General features: G+C 43.7%; 14 protein-coding genes and 1 pseudogene. 2 read left to right on the top strand and 13 right to left on the bottom strand.

The annotated features are described in order from the left end of the window. Positions 1–610: 610 nt before the first annotated feature. Both EKM75_RS08540 and EKM75_RS08545 read right to left on the bottom strand, forming a co-directional pair. The gene (locus EKM75_RS08540) at positions 611–1,462 is read right to left on the bottom strand and encodes a methyltransferase domain-containing protein (RefSeq protein ID WP_125693761.1); all 852 of its coding nucleotides are present in this window, start codon (positions 1,460–1,462) and stop codon (positions 611–613) included. Next, a complete protein-coding gene (locus tag EKM75_RS08545; protein ID WP_125693763.1) occupies positions 1,449–2,624 on the bottom strand; it encodes an AI-2E family transporter in 1,176 nt (391 codons plus the stop codon). The genes EKM75_RS08540 and EKM75_RS08545 overlap by 14 nt, the downstream gene beginning before the upstream one ends. Positions 2,625–2,706: 82 nt before the next feature. On the opposite strand from EKM75_RS08545, the gene EKM75_RS08550 reads away from it, so the two are divergent. Both EKM75_RS08550 and EKM75_RS08555 read left to right on the top strand, forming a co-directional pair. Continuing rightward, positions 2,707–3,336 (top strand): copper homeostasis protein CutC, encoded by a 630-nt coding sequence (locus EKM75_RS08550; protein WP_225426686.1) that lies wholly within the window; start codon positions 2,707–2,709, stop codon positions 3,334–3,336. Between the two features lie 256 nt (positions 3,337–3,592). Next, on the top strand, positions 3,593–4,456 hold the full coding sequence (locus EKM75_RS08555) for a CatB-related O-acetyltransferase (RefSeq protein WP_125693768.1): 864 nt from the start codon (positions 3,593–3,595) through the stop codon (positions 4,454–4,456). A gap of 85 nt (positions 4,457–4,541) precedes the next feature. Here EKM75_RS08555 and EKM75_RS08560 read toward each other — a convergent pair whose 3' ends face one another. From EKM75_RS08560 to EKM75_RS08610, 11 genes and pseudogenes are all read right to left on the bottom strand, one after another. Then, positions 4,542–5,375 carry a CatB-related O-acetyltransferase gene (locus tag EKM75_RS08560; RefSeq protein ID WP_225426687.1) on the bottom strand — a complete coding sequence of 278 codons (834 nt, stop codon included), beginning with the start codon at positions 5,373–5,375 and terminating at the stop codon, positions 4,542–4,544. A gap of 664 nt (positions 5,376–6,039) precedes the next feature. Then, a complete protein-coding gene (locus EKM75_RS08565; protein WP_125693770.1) occupies positions 6,040–7,896 on the bottom strand; it encodes a hypothetical protein in 1,857 nt (618 codons plus the stop codon). Positions 7,897–7,955: 59 nt separating this feature from the next. Next, positions 7,956–9,749: a CapA family protein gene (locus EKM75_RS08570; protein WP_164508773.1), complete on the bottom strand. Its 1,794-nt coding sequence runs from the start codon at positions 9,747–9,749 to the stop codon at positions 7,956–7,958. A gap of 4 nt (positions 9,750–9,753) precedes the next feature. Next, positions 9,754–11,541: a hypothetical protein gene (locus EKM75_RS08575; protein ID WP_125693774.1), complete on the bottom strand. Its 1,788-nt coding sequence runs from the start codon at positions 11,539–11,541 to the stop codon at positions 9,754–9,756. Then, entirely contained in the window at positions 11,538–11,984 is a 447-nt protein-coding gene (locus EKM75_RS08580) for a glycosyltransferase family protein (protein WP_125693776.1), read from the bottom strand. The genes EKM75_RS08575 and EKM75_RS08580 overlap by 4 nt, the downstream gene beginning before the upstream one ends. Positions 11,985–12,035: 51 nt before the next feature. Further along, a complete protein-coding gene (locus EKM75_RS08585) occupies positions 12,036–12,257 on the bottom strand; it encodes a glycosyltransferase family protein (RefSeq protein WP_125693778.1) in 222 nt (73 codons plus the stop codon). A gap of 2 nt (positions 12,258–12,259) precedes the next feature. After that, a complete protein-coding gene (locus tag EKM75_RS08590) occupies positions 12,260–13,906 on the bottom strand; it encodes a sugar phosphate nucleotidyltransferase (protein ID WP_125693780.1) in 1,647 nt (548 codons plus the stop codon). After that, a complete protein-coding gene (locus tag EKM75_RS08595; protein ID WP_125693782.1) occupies positions 13,903–14,298 on the bottom strand; it encodes an HAD family hydrolase in 396 nt (131 codons plus the stop codon). The genes EKM75_RS08590 and EKM75_RS08595 overlap by 4 nt, the downstream gene beginning before the upstream one ends. A 391-nt stretch (positions 14,299–14,689) precedes the next feature. Continuing rightward, complete coding sequence (locus EKM75_RS08600; RefSeq protein ID WP_125682688.1) at positions 14,690–14,893, bottom strand: hypothetical protein; 204 nt, start codon at positions 14,891–14,893, stop codon at positions 14,690–14,692. 16 nt (positions 14,894–14,909) lie between these two features. Further along, positions 14,910–16,550, bottom strand: a complete 1,641-nt coding sequence (locus EKM75_RS08605; protein WP_125693784.1) for an AGE family epimerase/isomerase — start codon at positions 16,548–16,550, stop codon at positions 14,910–14,912. A gap of 148 nt (positions 16,551–16,698) precedes the next feature. Then, positions 16,699–19,176: pseudogene (locus EKM75_RS08610) on the bottom strand (serine-rich repeat glycoprotein adhesin); the annotation flags it as partial.

The following is a 19,176-nucleotide window of genomic DNA, read 5'->3' on the forward strand; positions in this document are numbered from 1 at the left end:
TTTTCAGTGGGCTTTGACAAGAGAGTAACGGGGGTAAAGGCAGATTTTGTGAATCGCGCTCCGGCGGTCGGGGTGGGGACCAGCTGTGGGGACGCTTCAGCCAAAGACCGGGCTTCTCGCTCGATTTGAAGACCCGTAAACTCATGGGTCTTCAAATTCGCCCATGTCGTAACCTAGCAAAATACGCTAGCTAACGACATTTTCACTGCTGGCCCCCACCCCGACCGCCTCCGCTTTAAATTGCTGACTTCTTACAATAAAGTTTTATCGAATTATGCCATTGACCACTAGCATTAGCTGATTTCAACCTAATGCCTATTCAACTAAAACCTCAAATAGACCAGGTCAGGCTAGCAATTGCCTGCCACAAAAAACCTGTCACTGGATCAAGTCAAAAGGGCCGCGCAATTCCCTCGCCCATCTAAAAAAGGACAAAATAAAAAGCAGTTCCTCGGTGTGGGCACGGCGAGGAACTACTTTAGTGAAGTGCTACTTGTCAGCCGCTAACAGTTATTCACTGATGTCGACCGCCAAACGATTTCTCATAGGTCAATATAACACTCCCCCGTTAGCTGTTCAAGAACTTTACATAAGATTTTTTAACGTTTTACTAAATCCCTTGTGCCGTTAAGAGGGTCACGTCCACGGTGATCTCTGGGAACGGATCAGCCTTAACTGCGGCCAACCGGTCTTCCGATGCTCCCCAGTGCATGGGCGTCATCAACATCAGGTCGCTGAATAGCTCAGCTGGGACCGGTACCTGGTAACGGATCCGTTCAACACTTGAATCTGGATAATGCTGCTGGAACAAGTTCAAGACGTTGCTATTATCGTAGGTCGCGTGGGTACTGCCAGCTGGGAAGATAGCTTGTCGCAACTCAATTAAGTAATCGGCGTTAGGAATCACCTTTAGGAGCTGTCCTCCAGGCGCCAAGACCCGGTTGAACTCATTATAGGCAGACGGCGAGAATAGGTCTAAAATCGCCGTAAATTGGCTGTCAGCGAATGGCATTTGGGCTAGGTCCGCCACACAGAAGAACGCGTTGTTCTCAAGCTGCGTGGCGAGGTTGATTCCTGGCTTAGACAGGTCGAAACCAACAGCCGTGTCCTGCCCATCACGTTGGGCGAGAACGTCGTCTAACGGCGTCCCTTCCCCACAGCCAACGTCCAAAATCGTTTGTGGCGTTGCTGGTAACTTAGACGCAAAGGCATCCGTGATGCCCTTAAACAAACCAGCCTGTAACATCCGCCGGCGAGCAGCTAACATGGCATTGTCATATTCGCTGGCAACTGCGCGCTGCATGAAATACAGTGTCCCCTTCTTAGAAAGGTCAACGTTGTGGCCGTTCGGACAAATGAGGCTGTGACCCTCGACCGTGGCGTACGGTTCTAGACAGACAGGACACCGAAATAGTGTGGGACGAGCGGCTAGAAAAGCCGTCGCTTGATCAATTTTCTTCATTTTCACTGACTCCTTGTTCGACAACGGGTTCTTCATAACCACCCGCAAATTTCTGATACCAATGGAAGATTTCCGTGGCAACGACTCGAATGACGGCGTAGCCTGGAATTCCCAAGACGACCCCGAGCACCCCAAATGCTTTCCCTGCAATTAACAGGATAAAGATAATGGTCAACGGGTGAATCTTGAGGGAACTTCCTAACACAAGTGGCGAGATGATTCGCCCTTCTAACGTTTGTTCAATAATAAAGACGATGAGCACCTTGACCAACATCCAGGGTGAAATGAATGCAGCCACTACAACTGCCGGTACCATGGCCAGGAACGACCCCAGATACGGAATCAGATTCAGTACCCCGGCAACAATGCCTAAGAGTAAGGCAAACCGCAGGCCAACAATCAAGAAACCAAGATAGAAGAGAATGGCCACAATGAACGCCACAATCAACTGACCCCGGACGTAGTTACTGACCTGCCGATTCATTTCGCGCAGAAGCTGAACCACGGAGGCCCGGCGTTTAACCGGTAAGATTTTTGCCAGATAATCAGGCAACTGGTGACCATCTCGCAGGAGATAGAACAGGATAAATGGTGCCGTTACCACAGCAACCACCACGGAGACAACGCGACTCACGATTCCCCCTACCGAGCTGACCGTACTCTTGGCAAATGAGGAGATGGCGGTCGACGAACTAGATGAAAGTTGCTGGTTGAATTGGTCCAGTTGGCTGCGAATGCCATCTAGCCGGTCGTCTTTCAGCCAGGTCATACTGGTCTGCGTAATCTGGTGCCAGTAGTGCGGCCACTCCGTAATGAGTGACGTCATTTGCCGCTGAATCATGGGAATCAGGCTGAGCAGTCCCCAGGCAATCAAAAGGGCCACCAAAATAAAGAGCCCAATGATGGACCAACTGCGGTGAATCCCCCGTTTTTCCAACCAATCCACCATGGGATTTAAGAGATAATACCCCACGCCGGCCAAAATAATCGGTAGTCCCAGAATCTGTCCCACCAAAACAAACGGGGTTGCGAGCCATGGGACTTTACTTAGGACAAGTAAAATGAGTAAAATAAGAAGCGTGATTGTCAGGATGGAAACTAGGCGGTTATTGACGACCCAGCTCCAGAACCACGACCGATGCTGCTTAGATTCCGGTTTCAATAGTTTCACCCCTAAAGAAATAAAATGGTGCGTACATTGTACCATACTGTTCGCCGCTGTATCGCAAGCGGCCAGAGAAAGGATGACGATTTTGCTGTTAGTTGAACCGTTACTAGAAAATTATACTGAATTACCCGCTGCTATTAGAGCGGGTGCCAAACGGGTGGCCCTCGCTGATAACTTGGCGGCTGGTGGCACCACGGTCAGCAAGGGCGTCATGGGTGAAGCCGTACGTTACGCTCATGAGCACCAGGTAGCCCTCGACTTGATCATCGCGCCACGGGGTGGCAAATCACCGTACAACGGCGTAGAAATCAAGATGATGGAGGCTGACTTGTTAGAAGCCCAACAATTAGGAGCGGACGGCGCCATCTTTGGTGCCCTCACCGACCAGAACCAGTTGGACGTTGAAGTCCTCAGTACGCTGATTGCCGCTGCTGGTGGCATGACGTTGACGTTTGATACGGCCTTCGATCAGATCCGACCACAGGACCGCGGTGCGGCACTGGATTGGTTGGGTAGTCAGGGTGTCGACCGCGTCCTGAGCACGGGTAAGTTCAGTGACGACCGTGAAGCCGACTGGATCGCCAGCAAACGCTTGGCCGATGCAGATAGCGTGGTGCTCGTACCGGCTGATGTGACGGCTGATGAAGCAGCCAGTGTGGCTGATGCGTTAGGTGTTAAATTGGTTTATGGGGAAAATGTGCTGTAAGCAATTGACGATGAAATTGGGACGGGAGCATTGCACTCTCTACCCAATTTCATCTTTTTATTTAGAATATTTATTTGCACAGATATCGAATCATGGGGTTTTTATATTTCTTGGTTAGCCTATAACTTAGTATTCGCTGCTGACAAATGCTATTTAATAGTTTAAAATGTTATTATAAAAAATAAACTGGCAGCAAGAGTAATCTCACAGTGCTAGTATTGCTACCTAATAACTTTAACGTAAAGGAAGCATCCGGATGACATCAAAAATCAATGGCATTACTTTTGCTCAGAATGGTTTAGAAGCAATGTACTTGCCTCGTCGTAAGCAATTTAAGGTTAACCAGTCACTGCGAGACATGTTCAATGAGAAACATATTTATACACGGATAATTAAAGACGGCTCTCACCGTTTAAGATATGATTCTCTGATTGAAGTTCCACTAAATGCTCAAATAGAACCTTATACATTATTTCTTGGCGGCCGACGTTTTTTCTCCATGGGTGCGTTTAGCTTGACAGGTAATAATGATTTACCACTTAATACTGTCGTTGGTCGATACTCCTCCATTGCTAGCGGAGTTAGACGAATGCAGGGTAGCCACCCAATCGATCGTTTCACCTCATCAACGCTAACCTATGATATGCATAACAGTGCCTACCAGGACTACCTAGAGGAAGCGGGAAAATCCTTCCAAAATGTTCCTAGCAAGGTCAAAAATGGTGGCCCGATTACCATTGGGAATGATGTTTGGATTGGCGAAAACGTTACCTTTGTTCCTAAAGGTGTTACAGTCGGCAACGGTGCCGTCATTGCTGGTGGTGCGTTAGTCACTAAAGATGTCCCACCGTACGCTGTGGTTGGCGGGGTACCCGCTAAAATTCTCAAATATCGATTCCCACCTGAAATTATTCAACACCTATTAAAACTTCAGTGGTGGCAATATGGCTTTGCTGACTTCGAGGGCATTCGTGGCGATGACAAAATCGAAGATTTCATTCATTCAATGGAGCACCTAATCGACATGGGTGACATTCAACCATTTAATCCCACCCCAATCGGAATCGATGATTTCATTCAGACTGAAGAGGAAGACCCTAAAAAGCCCCAAAGCAACTAGTTTTTTTAGTCTTTACTCTATCAAAAGTACTTAAAAGAGAGGCTACTGATCAGATATCAGTAACCTCTCTTTATAAGTAACCAAATTATTTTTCTTCTAAACGGTCAAAATCCGCCATCGTCACAATTTCAGGTTCATAAGGCTTGAGTTTACCAGCTGCTTGTAGGCTCTCAACCTCGTCCAAAAATTTGTCGATTGGATCATCAACTTTAATATTTGTAAATTGTCCAAAATCATATTGCCACCACTTCAATGCCATTAATCTTTTAATGGTATCTGGGTCAAAACGATATTTAATCACGTGAGCTGGAACACCAACTACCACTGCGTATGGTGGAACGTCTTTGGTAACTACCGAATCAGCACCAATGACGGCACCGTCATTGACCACAATCCCCTTAGAAGAAAAGGTCACATTTTCTCCAATCCAGACATCATTGCCGATGATGATTGGATACTCCCTTGTCACATCACTTCGAACCGGTTCAATATGTGCGTTGAAATCTTCTTTATATGTATTGAGAGCAGCGTTGTGGGGGTCGTAGGTCAGAATTGACGAGGTAAAGCGATTCATTGGATGGTTAGGCCCCATTTCCCTCACTGCACCAGAAATCACCGAATACCGGCCAATAATCGTATGAATTGGTAAATTACTTTGAGAATAACTAAATGCGCCCATCGAAAAAAAATATCCCCCTGAAGCAAAAATAGTGTATGGTTCTACAGACACATTCCGGGCCACATGAAGTCTCTCATTCAATTTGAATCGGATATCTGCAGACATAAAACGGGTAAAAATTTTGTGGTCCTTAAGCATCTTGCCAGTTTCTGGTGCAAAATCAAATCTTTTGCTAAATTGTTCTTTCTCATAAACTAAACCTTTTTGAAAAAAAGTGACGCCTTTTATTTCTGTTGCCATATCATATTCACACCCTTAATTTATTCATTAAAAACTACTTATAACACCTTTGTCAAAAACTGCCTCTAAAATATCAACTGTTTTCAATATACCACTTCTCTCATTAATGATTAAGTTTGATTCAGTCAAACACTTTTCAAAATATTCTTACACATAATTAAAATTGTAACAAAATGTTTGTTCCTGAGATTCATTACAATTTTTTTGTTCAACTAATAGTTTCTTAACTTCAAATGATGTTGGATTTATAAAAAATGGGATGCTGAATTCAGCATCCCATTTTTCAACCATAACCACGTTAAAGTGAAAATAAACATTCTCAATAAACTACTTAACAGTTATCCAAAAGTCCCAACACCCACGACATACTGTTCATTTCCAACCTCAATCCGATAGTAATCATTATTTCGGTTGCTCGTATACTTTACATACTTAATTGGTTAGAGTGTGCGTGAGTCGATGATTCGCACTAACAAATATCTTCTCCTAGGAGAAGATAGACAACAACGAAGCCAAGACATTGCTAATCATCCCATTATCCTTAAGACTCAGATCACATAATCTTGCATATACTAATCTGAAAGCAATTCACGACCTAGAATCTGCAATTTCTGTTTCGAAATTGCAAATCACATTAATCTAATGCCTAAAATTATTGATAGATCTAAAGCAATTGCCATTTTACGCCATACCGATATGCAGCCAAATAGTTATAGAACTTCGGTTTATGACTTATCATTGGTTCAAGCTGTTGCCAATATTCTTGCCGATGCGTAGTCTCTAACGCCAATTCTAAGACACGTTGCCGCGCAAAATCCCTAGTTTGTTGTTCTACCTGATTATCCCAGAAAGTCATTAATTTTTGCGGTTCACTAACAAGCTGATTAAATTCACTGAACTTTCCTGGCAAAAACCGCTCAAAAACATACTTCACTTGAGCTATCGTTGCACGAGGAATATTCATCTTATGCTCGTTCAGGTACATATATCTAGCCAAAATATAACAAGCAATTTCTGCATTCATTTCGTGATGATGAACATGAAAACCAGCAAAAAAATTATTGATTCGAAGTATTTCAGAAGTCTCTCCTTCATTCAAATAACCAGCTTGCAAAAGCCTTGTTCCTGTCAAAATACTAAAACGATTATTCGTTCGAGCACTGCTCATCAAGTAGGGAGCACTGTATTTAGGCGCCACATCATGTGAAATCCAGAATTTGAATAAAACACTACTTGCACTTAGATCACTCTCGCACTCCTGCCAGATAGCCTGACGCTGCTCATCCGAAATACCCGGCAATTCGTATCTCAGTGATTTTTTATAAGCAATATCTTGCTCAACCAACGTAGAAGTATTTGTTCTCAGCCAATGATTAGGTGAAAAATCTTTGTTCTGTGAAAAGCTTTTTAATTCGGCTAGTTCAGTATTAGTAATGCGATCAAAAATATCGGTCTGCTTTGATTTCAAGATTGCCAAAACGTTTTTTGTCGATCTTTCATGTACCACGACGGACTCACTTGTGGGTTCATCGGACCATTTAACCCACCTACTAAATAAGCTTTTTTTGGTGACATTTTTTTCTTTAATCGATTGCTTTAAAAATTCATCTAGAATCAATTGCGCGTTAAACGTAACACCCAAAGCATCGTGTACTAAAAGCTTTTTATGACCGGAATGAAAAAGATCACTAAATTCAATAGGTAGCTCTGTATCTTCGAAAAATCCTTCCGGTTGAAAACTACTAATTCTAAAGTGTATTGCTAATATCCCAAAATAAACTGCATAGAGTCTTTCAAGAAAGCCCGGAAATTTAGTTCCACCATTCTGCGTATACTCCTTTAAATCTACGAGTAACGGGTAAAAATCAACTACCCGATAATAATCCCTGATGATTGGATATTGTCGAATGAACGGATAAATAAAGAATTGAATATTAGCAACCAATCCCCTAGTGAACGAAAATTCTGCAATATCAAAGTTAATTAACTTGCGAACATCTGCGCTATAACCCATGAATGCAAAATCTGAAAACTGAAGAATTCTACCCGTACGTGCTTTAAAGATTGCGATTTGATGTTCAAAGACTTGTGGGAAATTTGGTAGATTCCATTGTTGAACTTTATCAGCCACCCTTGGGAGTGGATCGGGTTCATCAAGCATTGCTAAAAACTTACGTGTACTTGGCAATGCTCGGTCAGTTCTCGTTTTTAAAACGATAGCTTCAGCTGGTATCACATCCAAAGCCGCTTGCATTTGCTTAGCCTGACGCCAGTAGTTCACTGAACCTGACCGCATCCCCGCAACTAAATGATCATTCTGCTCAGATTCTACAATCGCGACGTCATTCTCTATCAGCTTTTCACGGAGCGACTTCAGATTTGCGAACTCATCTTTCCAAGTAGTTACCACGATACCTTGGATGATTCCTTTCTGCCTGGACTTCAATAAAAAATCCATTATCATACTAAAATCAACCTGATCTCTAACTGTTCCACAAACCATTGCCCATACTGTCCGCAAGTGAATCCCCTCCACAAAGATTTAATGATTTAGCATTCCATATAAATATGCTGAATTGTTTATTTTAATCTATTTTTTCGATACACGTACTGCAACGTTTGATTGTCAATCTTCCAGTTGTCTAACTCACTCCCATTTAACTTCAAGCCTAGAAGTAACTTGGAAAACTCATTTTCTGTGACCACACGTGGTTGAAATTTGGTTTCATGATTTTCAGCGTTCATAAATCGGACAGTTAACAACATACCATCCTCATTGGCACTTATTTCGACGAACCCACCAAAAGGTAATGAATGAGGGTATTTTTTAAATTCTCCTTCACTGTTGAAAAAAGCATTCCCAAGACCATAAAAAACTGGATGACCTGAAATCAACTCAATATCCTGCAACGCGTGTGCCCCATGTCCTATGATGATATCTGCCCCTGCGCCAATCATTTTCATTGCTAATTGTTTTTGACGTTCAGCTACCGGTTGAAAATCCGTACCCCAATGTGGTGAAACAACTATCAACCTCTCTGGATTCTGGAGTCGTTCCCAAGCAATTTTACGAAATAGTACTTCACCTAATGGTGATACACCCATCTTGCCAAACAACGAGTAAAACTCGTATTCCCGATAATATCTCTTGTTGTACCAATATGCATTAAAGAGAGAAATCTTGACACCCTGTCCATTTATTCGTACGGGGTTTGTTGCCTTATCAATATCCTGTCCCACACCAATATGAGGAATCTCTGCTTTTTCTAAATATTCGATGGATTGTTCAAATCCATTTTCTCCATAATCCCCACCATGATTATTGGCCATCAAAGCCAATCCTAGATTTGCTTTCTTAAGAGCCTGCAATGTTTTACGAGGCTTACTTCCAAGTACAAATGCCTTTGAATTCAGTAATTTTGAGCTTTCAAGATCATCCACTAAAACTGATTCCAAATTAAAGACATTAAGGCTATTTTTTTGGAGATAGGACTTCATCCCTAAAAAAGTATAGTCATAACCTTTTTCCGAGAGTGGATCCCATTGTTGACGTTTCAAACGCCGCTTAGAATAAAATTCACCTGGATAAACATCTCCCCAAAAGCTGACGACTGGTTGATTGGACTTTAGATTCAATTCCTCGATTGCATAAGCAGACAACTGAGAGCCAGAAATCTCATATACATCTTCAACCAGTTTTGAAAGAATAATGTCGCGCTGATATCCATTCTCTGCACCCAATATCACATACATGTTCGTATGGTCAAATGCAATAGCATCACCATTGTTTGGTCCGAAAAAGTAGCCACCTGTCAATTCACCATTTTTCACTAACATCGTCGAATTGTAAAAGTACTTGCCTGATTGGACACAATCAGTTTGATGCATCAAATCCCTATACGACAATTTCAGCTGTGAGAAGACCACTCCTAAGCAGCGAAGCATTCTAATATCGTATATTTGCCTAACAGAATTCCGAATCCGCCCTGTTTGATTTGCCAGAGCTCCTTCCATTTTATTTATCCAAGGAAGTTCTCGATAAAGCGCACTCATTTTTTTATGAGTTTGTTCGCGCACCATCTGGCAAATCGCGAGTGCCACAGCTGGATTAGACGTAACTAACATCAAGTCAACTAATTGCTGTGCACTCAGCACCTCTTCCTCTTCGAAAAGTTTATGACTTGGGTCATTTTCCTTCACAAATTTTTTTGATAGTTGAGTCATCGTATTAGGTTCGATTTTTTGAATGCTCATCAGATTCAGAAAAACATACAACGTAACCGCATTCCCAATACCAGATTCAACTTGGGTGTTTGAATCCCCAATACTTTTCAAAATCTGATTGTGTTCCAGCAAAATTTTTTGAGCAAACATTGCTTCAATCAACTCCCAACAGCGAATTTCGAATAGCAAATTCGTAGTTTGCCTTGTTTCTTGGTTCTTTCGTCGTAAAAAGACCATTTAAAATATCCCAGTATTTACTCTTCTTCGTTAATTCTAGAGCTAATTCTACTAGTCGACGATAACGGACTTGATGCTTACCATCGTCAACCTTGGATAATTGTTCGTCAAAGAACATTTCTAATTTTGTGGGCTCCTTGGAAGCCAACATAAATGCCTCAGCTCTTCCCGGGAGATAACGGTTCAGTACTGCATAAACCTGTTTTGAAAGCTCAGGTGTCACTTCCTGCTGCTCGTGCCGAACATATGCCCAATAACTCAAGATATAACAACTCACCTTGACGTTGATTGTTCCGTGAAGTCGATGCATGCTCGCCCGAAAATTATTGATACGCACTACTTCTTTTGCAACTTCATCGCTCAGCTTGTGTCCTCTTAATAATCTGGTCAAAGTCAAAATACCATATTGATTACCAGCCTTCGCACAACTCAACAGGTATACTGGCGTATCAGCTGGTGTAAGCTGATGCTTACACCAATATTCAAATAAAAAGTTTGGTACGTTAGTTGATTTTGAACAGGCATTCCAAATTTTCGCTTGCTCCTCAGACGAAACTCCTGGAAAAGTAAATGACATTGGAACACTATAGTTCGATTTTGTAGACTTTACCTCAATCCGCGTTCTACGAAGCCAATGGTGAGCTGAAAAAGCTTCATCTTTTTGAAAAACATCAAGCTCGTCCATTTCCTTTGGAGTAGCTCTCTGCAAATTATCAGGTACAAATGTTGAAAATAATTTAAGTACGTTCTTTGTACTCAAATTGTTTTCAACTCCTGTTTGCTTCACGAAATCTTCAAGTATTTCTTTTGAATTAAAAGATACTCCTAATGCATCATGAACAAGATGACCGTTATGCCCAGTCTTAAAGAAATCAGCAAACTCAATTGGTTGCCCAGTAGACCCCAATTTTTCTGGATTTGGGCTTAATAGTCGAAAATGTGTCAATAGAATTTGGAAAAATGCAGCATATACCCTTTCAAAAAATTGCGGGAATTTTTTTCCTTCATGCAACGTATAATTTTCTAAATCACCAATTAGCGGGCGGAAATTAATCAGATGAAAATAGTCCTTGATCACAGGAAAATCTCTGAAAAATGGATATATGAAAAATTGTGTGTTAGCAACCAAATCCCTTGACAGATAAAATTCGGAAACGTCAAAATTTATCAACTTTTCAATATCATCGTGATATCCCAAAAAAGCATAATCTGTATACTGCATAATTCTACTGGAACGAGCCTGTAAAACTGCAATTTGATGGCCAAACTCAATCGGGAAATTCTTTAATTTAAAGTTATCAGCAGCATTTGACACCTTTGGTAACGGGTTGGCATCAGAGAGTATTGCAACTAAACGCTGGGTTGCTGGTAATGCTCGATCTGTACGGGTTTTTAAAATAACCGTTCCACGAGGAATAACATCTAAGGCAGCCTGCAATTGCGTCGCTTGTCGCCAATAATTTATTGAATTGCTCTTTAATGTTCCTACTCGTGAATCATTAGGCAATGACTCTACCAACTTCACATCATTTAACCTTAGTTTCTCCCGCAATGCCTGCTTCTCACCCAATTCATCCTTCCAGGTTGAAAAGACAATTCCCTCAATCGTCCCCTTTTCTCTCCACGTTAACAACCGATCAATAATCAAACTAAACTCAACTTCATCTCGGAGCGTCCCACAAACAATTGCCCAAACATGTTTCATTTGGCTGCCGCCTCCTTAAAGACCGCCAGTTCCTCTGGCGTTCCCAGCACATGTACAACATCAAACGGAATATCCGTATAAGTTATCTTGGCACCCTCTTGAAGCATGTAATGATACATCGGTGCCACATAAACCTCGCCGTATTCCTGTTTGATAGCTGCTCCGTACCGCTGGTAAATATCAGCAAATTGCTGAAAACTGGCAAAATAGTAGAACCCAACGGAGGCGTGGTCAGAGACCCGCCGCTTTTCCACGACATCAGTGACGTGACCGCTTTCATCTAGTTGCACAAAAGACCAGTGATCCCCCGGAGCCGTGAAGGTCGTCAGATTACCATCGCAACCTGCCAAGTCTGCCTTTAAAATATTGTTCGGTTCTACGTAAGTGTCAATATTGTAGACGGCAACCCCAGCTTCTGGCTTGAGTACGTTCTTAGCAGCCATGACCGTCGATGCCTGGCCAGAGGTCAATTCGTCAATTTCAACTAACTGAAATTAATGAATACCTGCCTGCTGAATCAGATTCTCCAATCTCTCACGATCATACTGCCCTTTTCTAACAACGAAGACGAACTCCTCATCCACAAAGTCTTTCAACGACAGCATGGCCCATTCAAACAGACTCTTACCACGAACTTCAATTTCATGCTTAGGGACTGTATACCCAACTTTTCTGAAGCGGGACCCTTGTCCAGCCATCGTGACCACAATTTGCAATATTACCCCTCCAAAGTCTTTTCCATAAACGGTGCGAACTTAGTGACTCCCACTGCCAACATGGCCTTTTGCCGCTCTGGCTTATCTTTGTGCAGCGGAATCATACTCAAAAATAACAACGATTCAATCAATTGAATTTGCTCATAGGCAGCGGCATCATTCAAATGTTCTTGCAGCATCGATTCAAATAATTGGCCAATCTGTTCTTCATTACCGGAAACACTCAAGCCATAGTCCAAATGACCATCCGTATCCGCCTCGACGTGGAACATGTCCGAAATAATACAGTCATACTTGCCGGAAAAACTATGCATCATCTTAGCGTAATCATACTTAGCGTCACCGTAAATATCAAATTTACCAAACTTGCCTCGGGGGTCAATCAACCGCATCACGTGTTTAGAGTTGTCGTACAAAATATTGGTCATGCAGAAGTCACCGTGGATGACCGCAAAATTCTCACCCTTAAGGACGCCACTTTCTTCGAGCACCTTTGGCAGTGCTTCTATAATCGCGTTGATGCTTGGGTATTGTTCACCATTAATAACCAGCGGCTTGTCAGCAATCTTGGCGTAGAACTCATCTTCTTTAATCAACCGGTGTAACCGATCCACCGTCTTGTTCAAATACATATCCGCAACTGTCTTCTGATATTCATCGTGATCGACTGTCACCTGATACTGGTTCATTTCAGAGCGCAAGAAGAACATTTCATCAATAATTTCTCGCCAAAAACCTAGTTCGAAATTCCCATACAGGAAGAGATTGTGCAGGCTCTCATAGGAAAAATACTCCATCTCAACGAACGGTGCATTATAGTTCAACGAATAATCAAAGATCCGCGGTGCAATATAGGACAACCGCTTGGGCAGCTTCAAGTACCACTTAACTTCACCCAAAAATTTATCAACATCCGTGCTCTCTTTCCGAATAATCCCACGTTTGAAATCAATATTGGTTTTATTAAAGAATCTCGCTTCAACTTGTTTAGCTTCGGCATACTTATCACTATGACCGAAGTCCAACCACTGCTTCGTACCGGCAGTAGTCAGTGGATGCTGTTCATCGTAGATTTTTAAGTTCTCATAGAATGACTTGGCACCTTGCCACTCATCAGCCAAGTGTCGCCCGTCACTGAAGTTGAAAACCCCGACTGCCGCCTGATATTCAGTCTGATCACCTTGCGGAACCATCTTATCTATAAATTTCACATGTTGCTGCTCATCAAAAGTCACGGTGGTCCACCGGCCAGCGTCGGCTACGTGATGCGTGAAAATTGTGTCTGGTCTGGTTAGGTCAGTTGCTTCAACGACCGTGTCCCCAAAAATAACGGTCAGCTCTTGCAGGTCGCCTTTTTTTCGCAACGTCTGCATTGATTGAGCAACAGCTTCACTCAGATTCAATCCGCTGGCCACTTTGATGGGACGAATTGCCAAGTTCTTTTTTTCAATATGACTTTCAACGCTCTCATCACTGGCACTAACCGCAACGTACATCTGATAACCGAGCGGTGCGTACTGCTGAACAGTTCGATCAATAATCAACTGTCCATCAGTCACCGGAATCATAGCCGGATAGATATCCCCAAAGGTCACTTGCATATCATCGGCAACTTTGGCAGCCGAAAGCATAAGCAATGTCTTAGTCAATGTACGTCACGCTCCTTATCTACTAACGCTTCTAATTCTTCGGGAGAACTCTTAAGGAACTCACTCGGCCGAAACGCCCGATCATCAATATAATAACCACCCCGGCCAGCCCAAGGCTTACCAAAAATAATTTCATCATACGGAACATCATACTTGGCTAACCACTTCTCAGTGATGGGTGCCGTATACTTATTGATCTTCCCCAAATTCCCTTCGTAAGTTCTCATCTGACGAGACGTGAATAGAATGATTCGATACCCTAGCTTCTGCCATTCTCGAATTTTATTGATGACACTTGTCTTAGGTGCAACGTCCAAATAACTTTGGTCACTTGTTTTTAAATCACACAAAGTCCCATCAATATCAACGACTAAACTGGTTGTTTTATCCATGTCATATTCCTCCTCAAGTGATGCCTTACCCTCATCAACAGATTATCTAAAACACCATTACACCAGCTCAAAGAAAGAGCTAGCGCTTACAAGTTCATGTTAACACAAATTTACTGTACATACATTATTTTACTATAACTATTTTATTGCCGTCTGGGTTAGTTCTAAGTTACCCGATTGTTGTTCTTGAATTCTCACCAACGTGAGCTTTAATCGTAGTGTTGGTGGAGGGTAGCTGGTTTATTAGGGTTTTGAATAAGTTAGTCAATTTGCCTTACTTCAAAAAATTAAACCACTTATAACTTCTATCAAAATTCAACAAAAACTGCACATATTTATACATGTGTGCAGTTTTTGTATGCTACCAACTATTCACCTGAAGCTTTCAGCCCTATTCTTCCCAAGGATACTTGCCATCCGCATTCTTTGGCGTATGTTTCATCATACGTTCAGTCCGCTTATCCAATCGCTTACGGGTTTTCTTTTTATTTCTAAATCTGACGAATAATACTGCCACTCCCAATACCACATAGATACTCATTCGAACGAAGAATTGGACCTTCTTGTAAGCAAAGAAACTGGTTAGAATTATCATCAAGACTCACTCCTCTTTAGTATTTGTAATTATAGTAGTTAATTAAGCCAGACAGAAAGTGTTCACAGTCATCAATCCGCGTTCTAAAGTGATCATGCCGAGCAAAGAATGCGCCCACAAACTTTTCAGGATAGTAAAAGTACATTGCCAGTTCCGGCTCAAACGTTCCCGTCGCCATTTCGTGTTCGGCCCTTTGACGCCAAACCCGCCGTAACCGAACTAGATCATAGCCTTCCATCAGGTCATCATTGCCAGTTGCTTTAATGGTGTCCGTCATCTTAACGGCTGCATTTAACAACTCCAGTAACGTCGGGTAGGAAGTATCCCGCTTCTCAATAAAGTCTAGATGATCAAAAACATTCTTTAGACCCATCGACATGTAATCCCGATTTGTTGAGAAAATTTGAAGCGCTTCGTTCACAGCGTAAGAAATCCAATGATCATGGTACTGTCCATAATTATTCGCAACCATGAAGTCTAATGTTTCTTTGATCAGTTGCTTAACCGCCTCGTCGCCAGTCAATTCAAACAAGCGAGCCAGTGCAAACGTAATTTCACCTTCGTAATAAATAATTCGAAAAGCATCTTTAACACTCAAATCCACATTCAATACGTGATTGAAGCGTCCTGATTCTTGACGGAACGCTGTGACGCCATTGAACGCCTGCTGAGCGTATTTCAGAAACGAATCATCCGTTGTGATTTCTTGGTACTTGCACAGCGCCAATATCAACATCGCCTGAGCACCAAGCTTGACCTCATCATTGGCCTTCTTATTATGTTCAACAGCAAACAGTGCATCACCTTTAGTAAACGTGAGGTTATCAATCCCCCATTGAAGTGCCAGCTTTGCCTTTGCAACATCCTCATTCTGATTGGTGAAATCAATCGCCTCCAATAAGGCATAGATCGAGGAAAAATGGCGCACGCTGTTGTAATTTGTCAGAACTCGCTGCAATGCTGGGTAGTAACCATAAATAAACTGACCATCATCCTTAATCTGCCTCATCAAAAATTTTTCACCCGCGTGCAGGTAGCTGTTGATCTCCTCTCTTGGATTAGTGAGCTCCCTGACGCCAATCCCCCGACTTTCATCCTCACGCAATGGCCAGATCTTTTCACCATCTGAAAAAATACCTTTAGTAACAAATGTCCAAACATATTGGGTATCTTCAATGCCTTGAGCTGAACGATCATCTCGAGCTTGGAGATACTTTTTAATTTGGTCAAAATCAATCCAAGATTCTGAAGCATTTTTGCCAACTTTATGTTGCTTACTGGGTTTAAAAAACTCGTGACCATTAATTTCCATTTCTAACAGTGCTGTCTTGAAGTCAGCATCAAAACTGACACCCCGACGCCAGTAATTCATGCGAAACATATCATTCAGATTCTGCTTGAGACTGTTTAACTTTTGTCTTTGAACTGCTTCAACAACTTCAATCCGTACCCAAGCATGCTGTGGCGCCGCAGCCAAGATACTCTCAACCTGACTCCAGACACGTTCAATGCTGGTATCCCGAAGAAAATGGATTTTTGCCCGATGACGCCGATCAGATACCGACAAAGCCAGCGTAACCTTTCCAGTCACCCGATCCTTGACACTACCAAGATTGCTAATAGCCACCTGATATTGCTTGATTACTGACTTTTTCATAGATTGAGCCGCCTTTCCTACTAACTTCATTTTAATAATAAGGGTCCCCCCAGTTTGACCCGAAGGGGACCCGCTGAGCATAAATTGATCATACCCACTCTTGGACCATATTGTTGCTTTGCATGGTAATTCTCGAAGAATTATTTACTTAGTCATTCTTCTTTTTTTTACCGCCGAAGTACCACCATGAACCACCAGTTACTGCAGCAATGGCAGCTAAGATTGACCCCCAGAGAGTCCAACCATTGCCATCATTTGCCTGTGATGCCTTATCAGCATCCGCAGTTTGGTTGGTTGCATCAGCAGCTGCACCACTCTTCGAAGCATTTGACTTGTCAGTCGACTTGTTATTATCGTCGCTGGCCTTGTCGTTAGATTTGTCTGCAGAAGAGTCGTTACCATCTTCGTTCGTTCCGTTAGTACTCGTCAGGTCCGTTACAACAGGTTGCGCGTAGCTTGTAGCAGTTGGCGTCACAGCACCATTGTTTCCTGCGTATGCAAGCGTTGTAGTAGCAGCACCACCATTTGAAGTCCCGCCATTAGTACCAGCAGATGCCCCGCCATTGGAATTGCCTGAACCAGTTGTTCCAGATTCACCATTATTGGAGTTGCTGTTACCACTACCGGATCCGGAGCCAGAACCGGAGCCATTACCAGACCCTGAACCAGAACCTGGGCCACCGTCGCCTTCAGAACCGTTTCCATCTCCTGCACCACCATTCGTATCAGAATCGCTGTCAGAATCGGAGTCACTATCTGAGTCGGAGTCGCCAGAACCGGAATTGCCATCAGAATCTGAATCACTGCCAGAGTCTGAGTCGCTGTCGGAGTCGGAGTCGGAGTCTGAATCACTGTCGCTGTCGCTATCGGAATCACTGTCGGAATCAGAATCACTGTCGGAATCAGAGTCGCTGTCGCTATCGGAGTCACTGTCGGAGTCCGAATCACTGTCGGAATCAGAGTCGCTGTCGCTATCGGAGTCACTGTCGGAGTCCGAATCGCTGTCGCTATCGGAATCACTGTCGGAATCGGAGTCGCTGTCGCTATCGGAATCACTGTCGGAGTCTGAATCGCTGTCGCTATCGGAATCACTGTCGGAGTCTGAGTCACTGTCGGAATCGGAGTCGCTGTCGCTATCGGAGTCACTGTCGGAATCGGAGTCACTGTCGGAATCGGAGTCGCTGTCGCTATCGGAATCACTGTCGGAGTCTGAGTCACTGTCGGAATCGGAGTCGCTGTCGCTGTCAGAATCACTGTCGGAATCGGAGTCGCTGTCGCTGTCAGAATCACTGTCGCTATCGGAGTCGCTGTCGGAGTCTGAATCGCTGTCGCTGTCGGAATCACTGTCGGAATCAGAATCACTGTCAGAGTCGGAGTCCGAGTCACTGTCGGAGTCTGAGTCGCTGTCGCTGTCTGAGTCACTGTCGCTATCGGAATCGCTGTCAGAGTCTGAATCGCTGTCGCTATCGGAATCACTGTCGCTATCGGAGTCGCTGTCGGAGTCTGAATCGCTGTCGCTATCAGAATCACTGTCGGAATCAGAATCGCTGTCGCTATCGGAATCACTGTCGGAGTCTGAGTCACTGTCGGAATCGGAATCGGAATCACTGTCAGAGTCTGAGTCACTGTCGGAATCAGAATCACTGTCGCTATCTGAGTCACTGTCAGAGTCTGAATCGCTGTCGCTATCGGAATCAGAATCACTGTCGCTATCGGAATCACTGTCGGAGTCTGAGTCGCTGTCGCTATCGGAATCACTGTCGGAATCAGAATCACTGTCGGAGTCGGAATCGCTGTCGGAATCAGAATCACTGTCGCTATCGGAATCGCTGTCGGAATCAGAATCACTGTCGCTATCGGAGTCGCTGTCGCTATCGGAGTCGCTGTCGGAGTCGGAATCGCTGTCGCTATCGGAATCACTGTCGGAGTCTGAGTCGCTGTCGGAATCAGAATCACTGTCGGAGTCTGAGTCACTGTCGGAATCTGAGTCGCTGTCGGAGTCCGAATCACTGTCGGAATCGGAGTCACTGTCGGAGTCGGAATCGCTGTCGCTATCGGAATCACTGTCGGAGTCCGAATCACTGTCGGAGTCTGAGTCGCTGTCGCTATCTGAGTCGCTGTCGCTATCAGAATCACTGTCGGAATCTGAGTCACTGTCGCTATCGGAATCACTGTCAGAGTCTGAGTCGCTGTCGCTATCTGAGTCACTGTCGGAATCTGAGTCGCTGTCGGAGTCTGAATCGCTGTCGCTATCGGAGTCGCTGTCGGAGTCTGAATCGCTGTCGCTATCGGAGTCGCTGTCGGAGTCCGAGTCACTGTCGGAATCTGAGTCACTGTCGCTATCGGAATCGTTGTCGGAATCAGAATCACTGTCGGAATCTGAGTCACTGTCGGAATCGGAATCACTGTCGCTATCGGAGTCGCTGTCGCTATCGGAATCACTGTCGGAATCTGAATCGCTGTCAGAGTCTGAATCACTGTCGGAGTCCGAGTCGCTGTCGCTATCGGAGTCACTGTCGCTATCGGAGTCACTGTCGGAGTCGGAATCGCTGTCGGAGTCTGAGTCACTGTCGGAATCGGAATCACTGTCAGAGTCTGAGTCACTGTCGGAATCAGAATCACTGTC

Source organism: Levilactobacillus tongjiangensis (assembly GCF_003946345.1).
GTDB lineage: Bacteria > Bacillota > Bacilli > Lactobacillales > Lactobacillaceae > Levilactobacillus > Levilactobacillus tongjiangensis.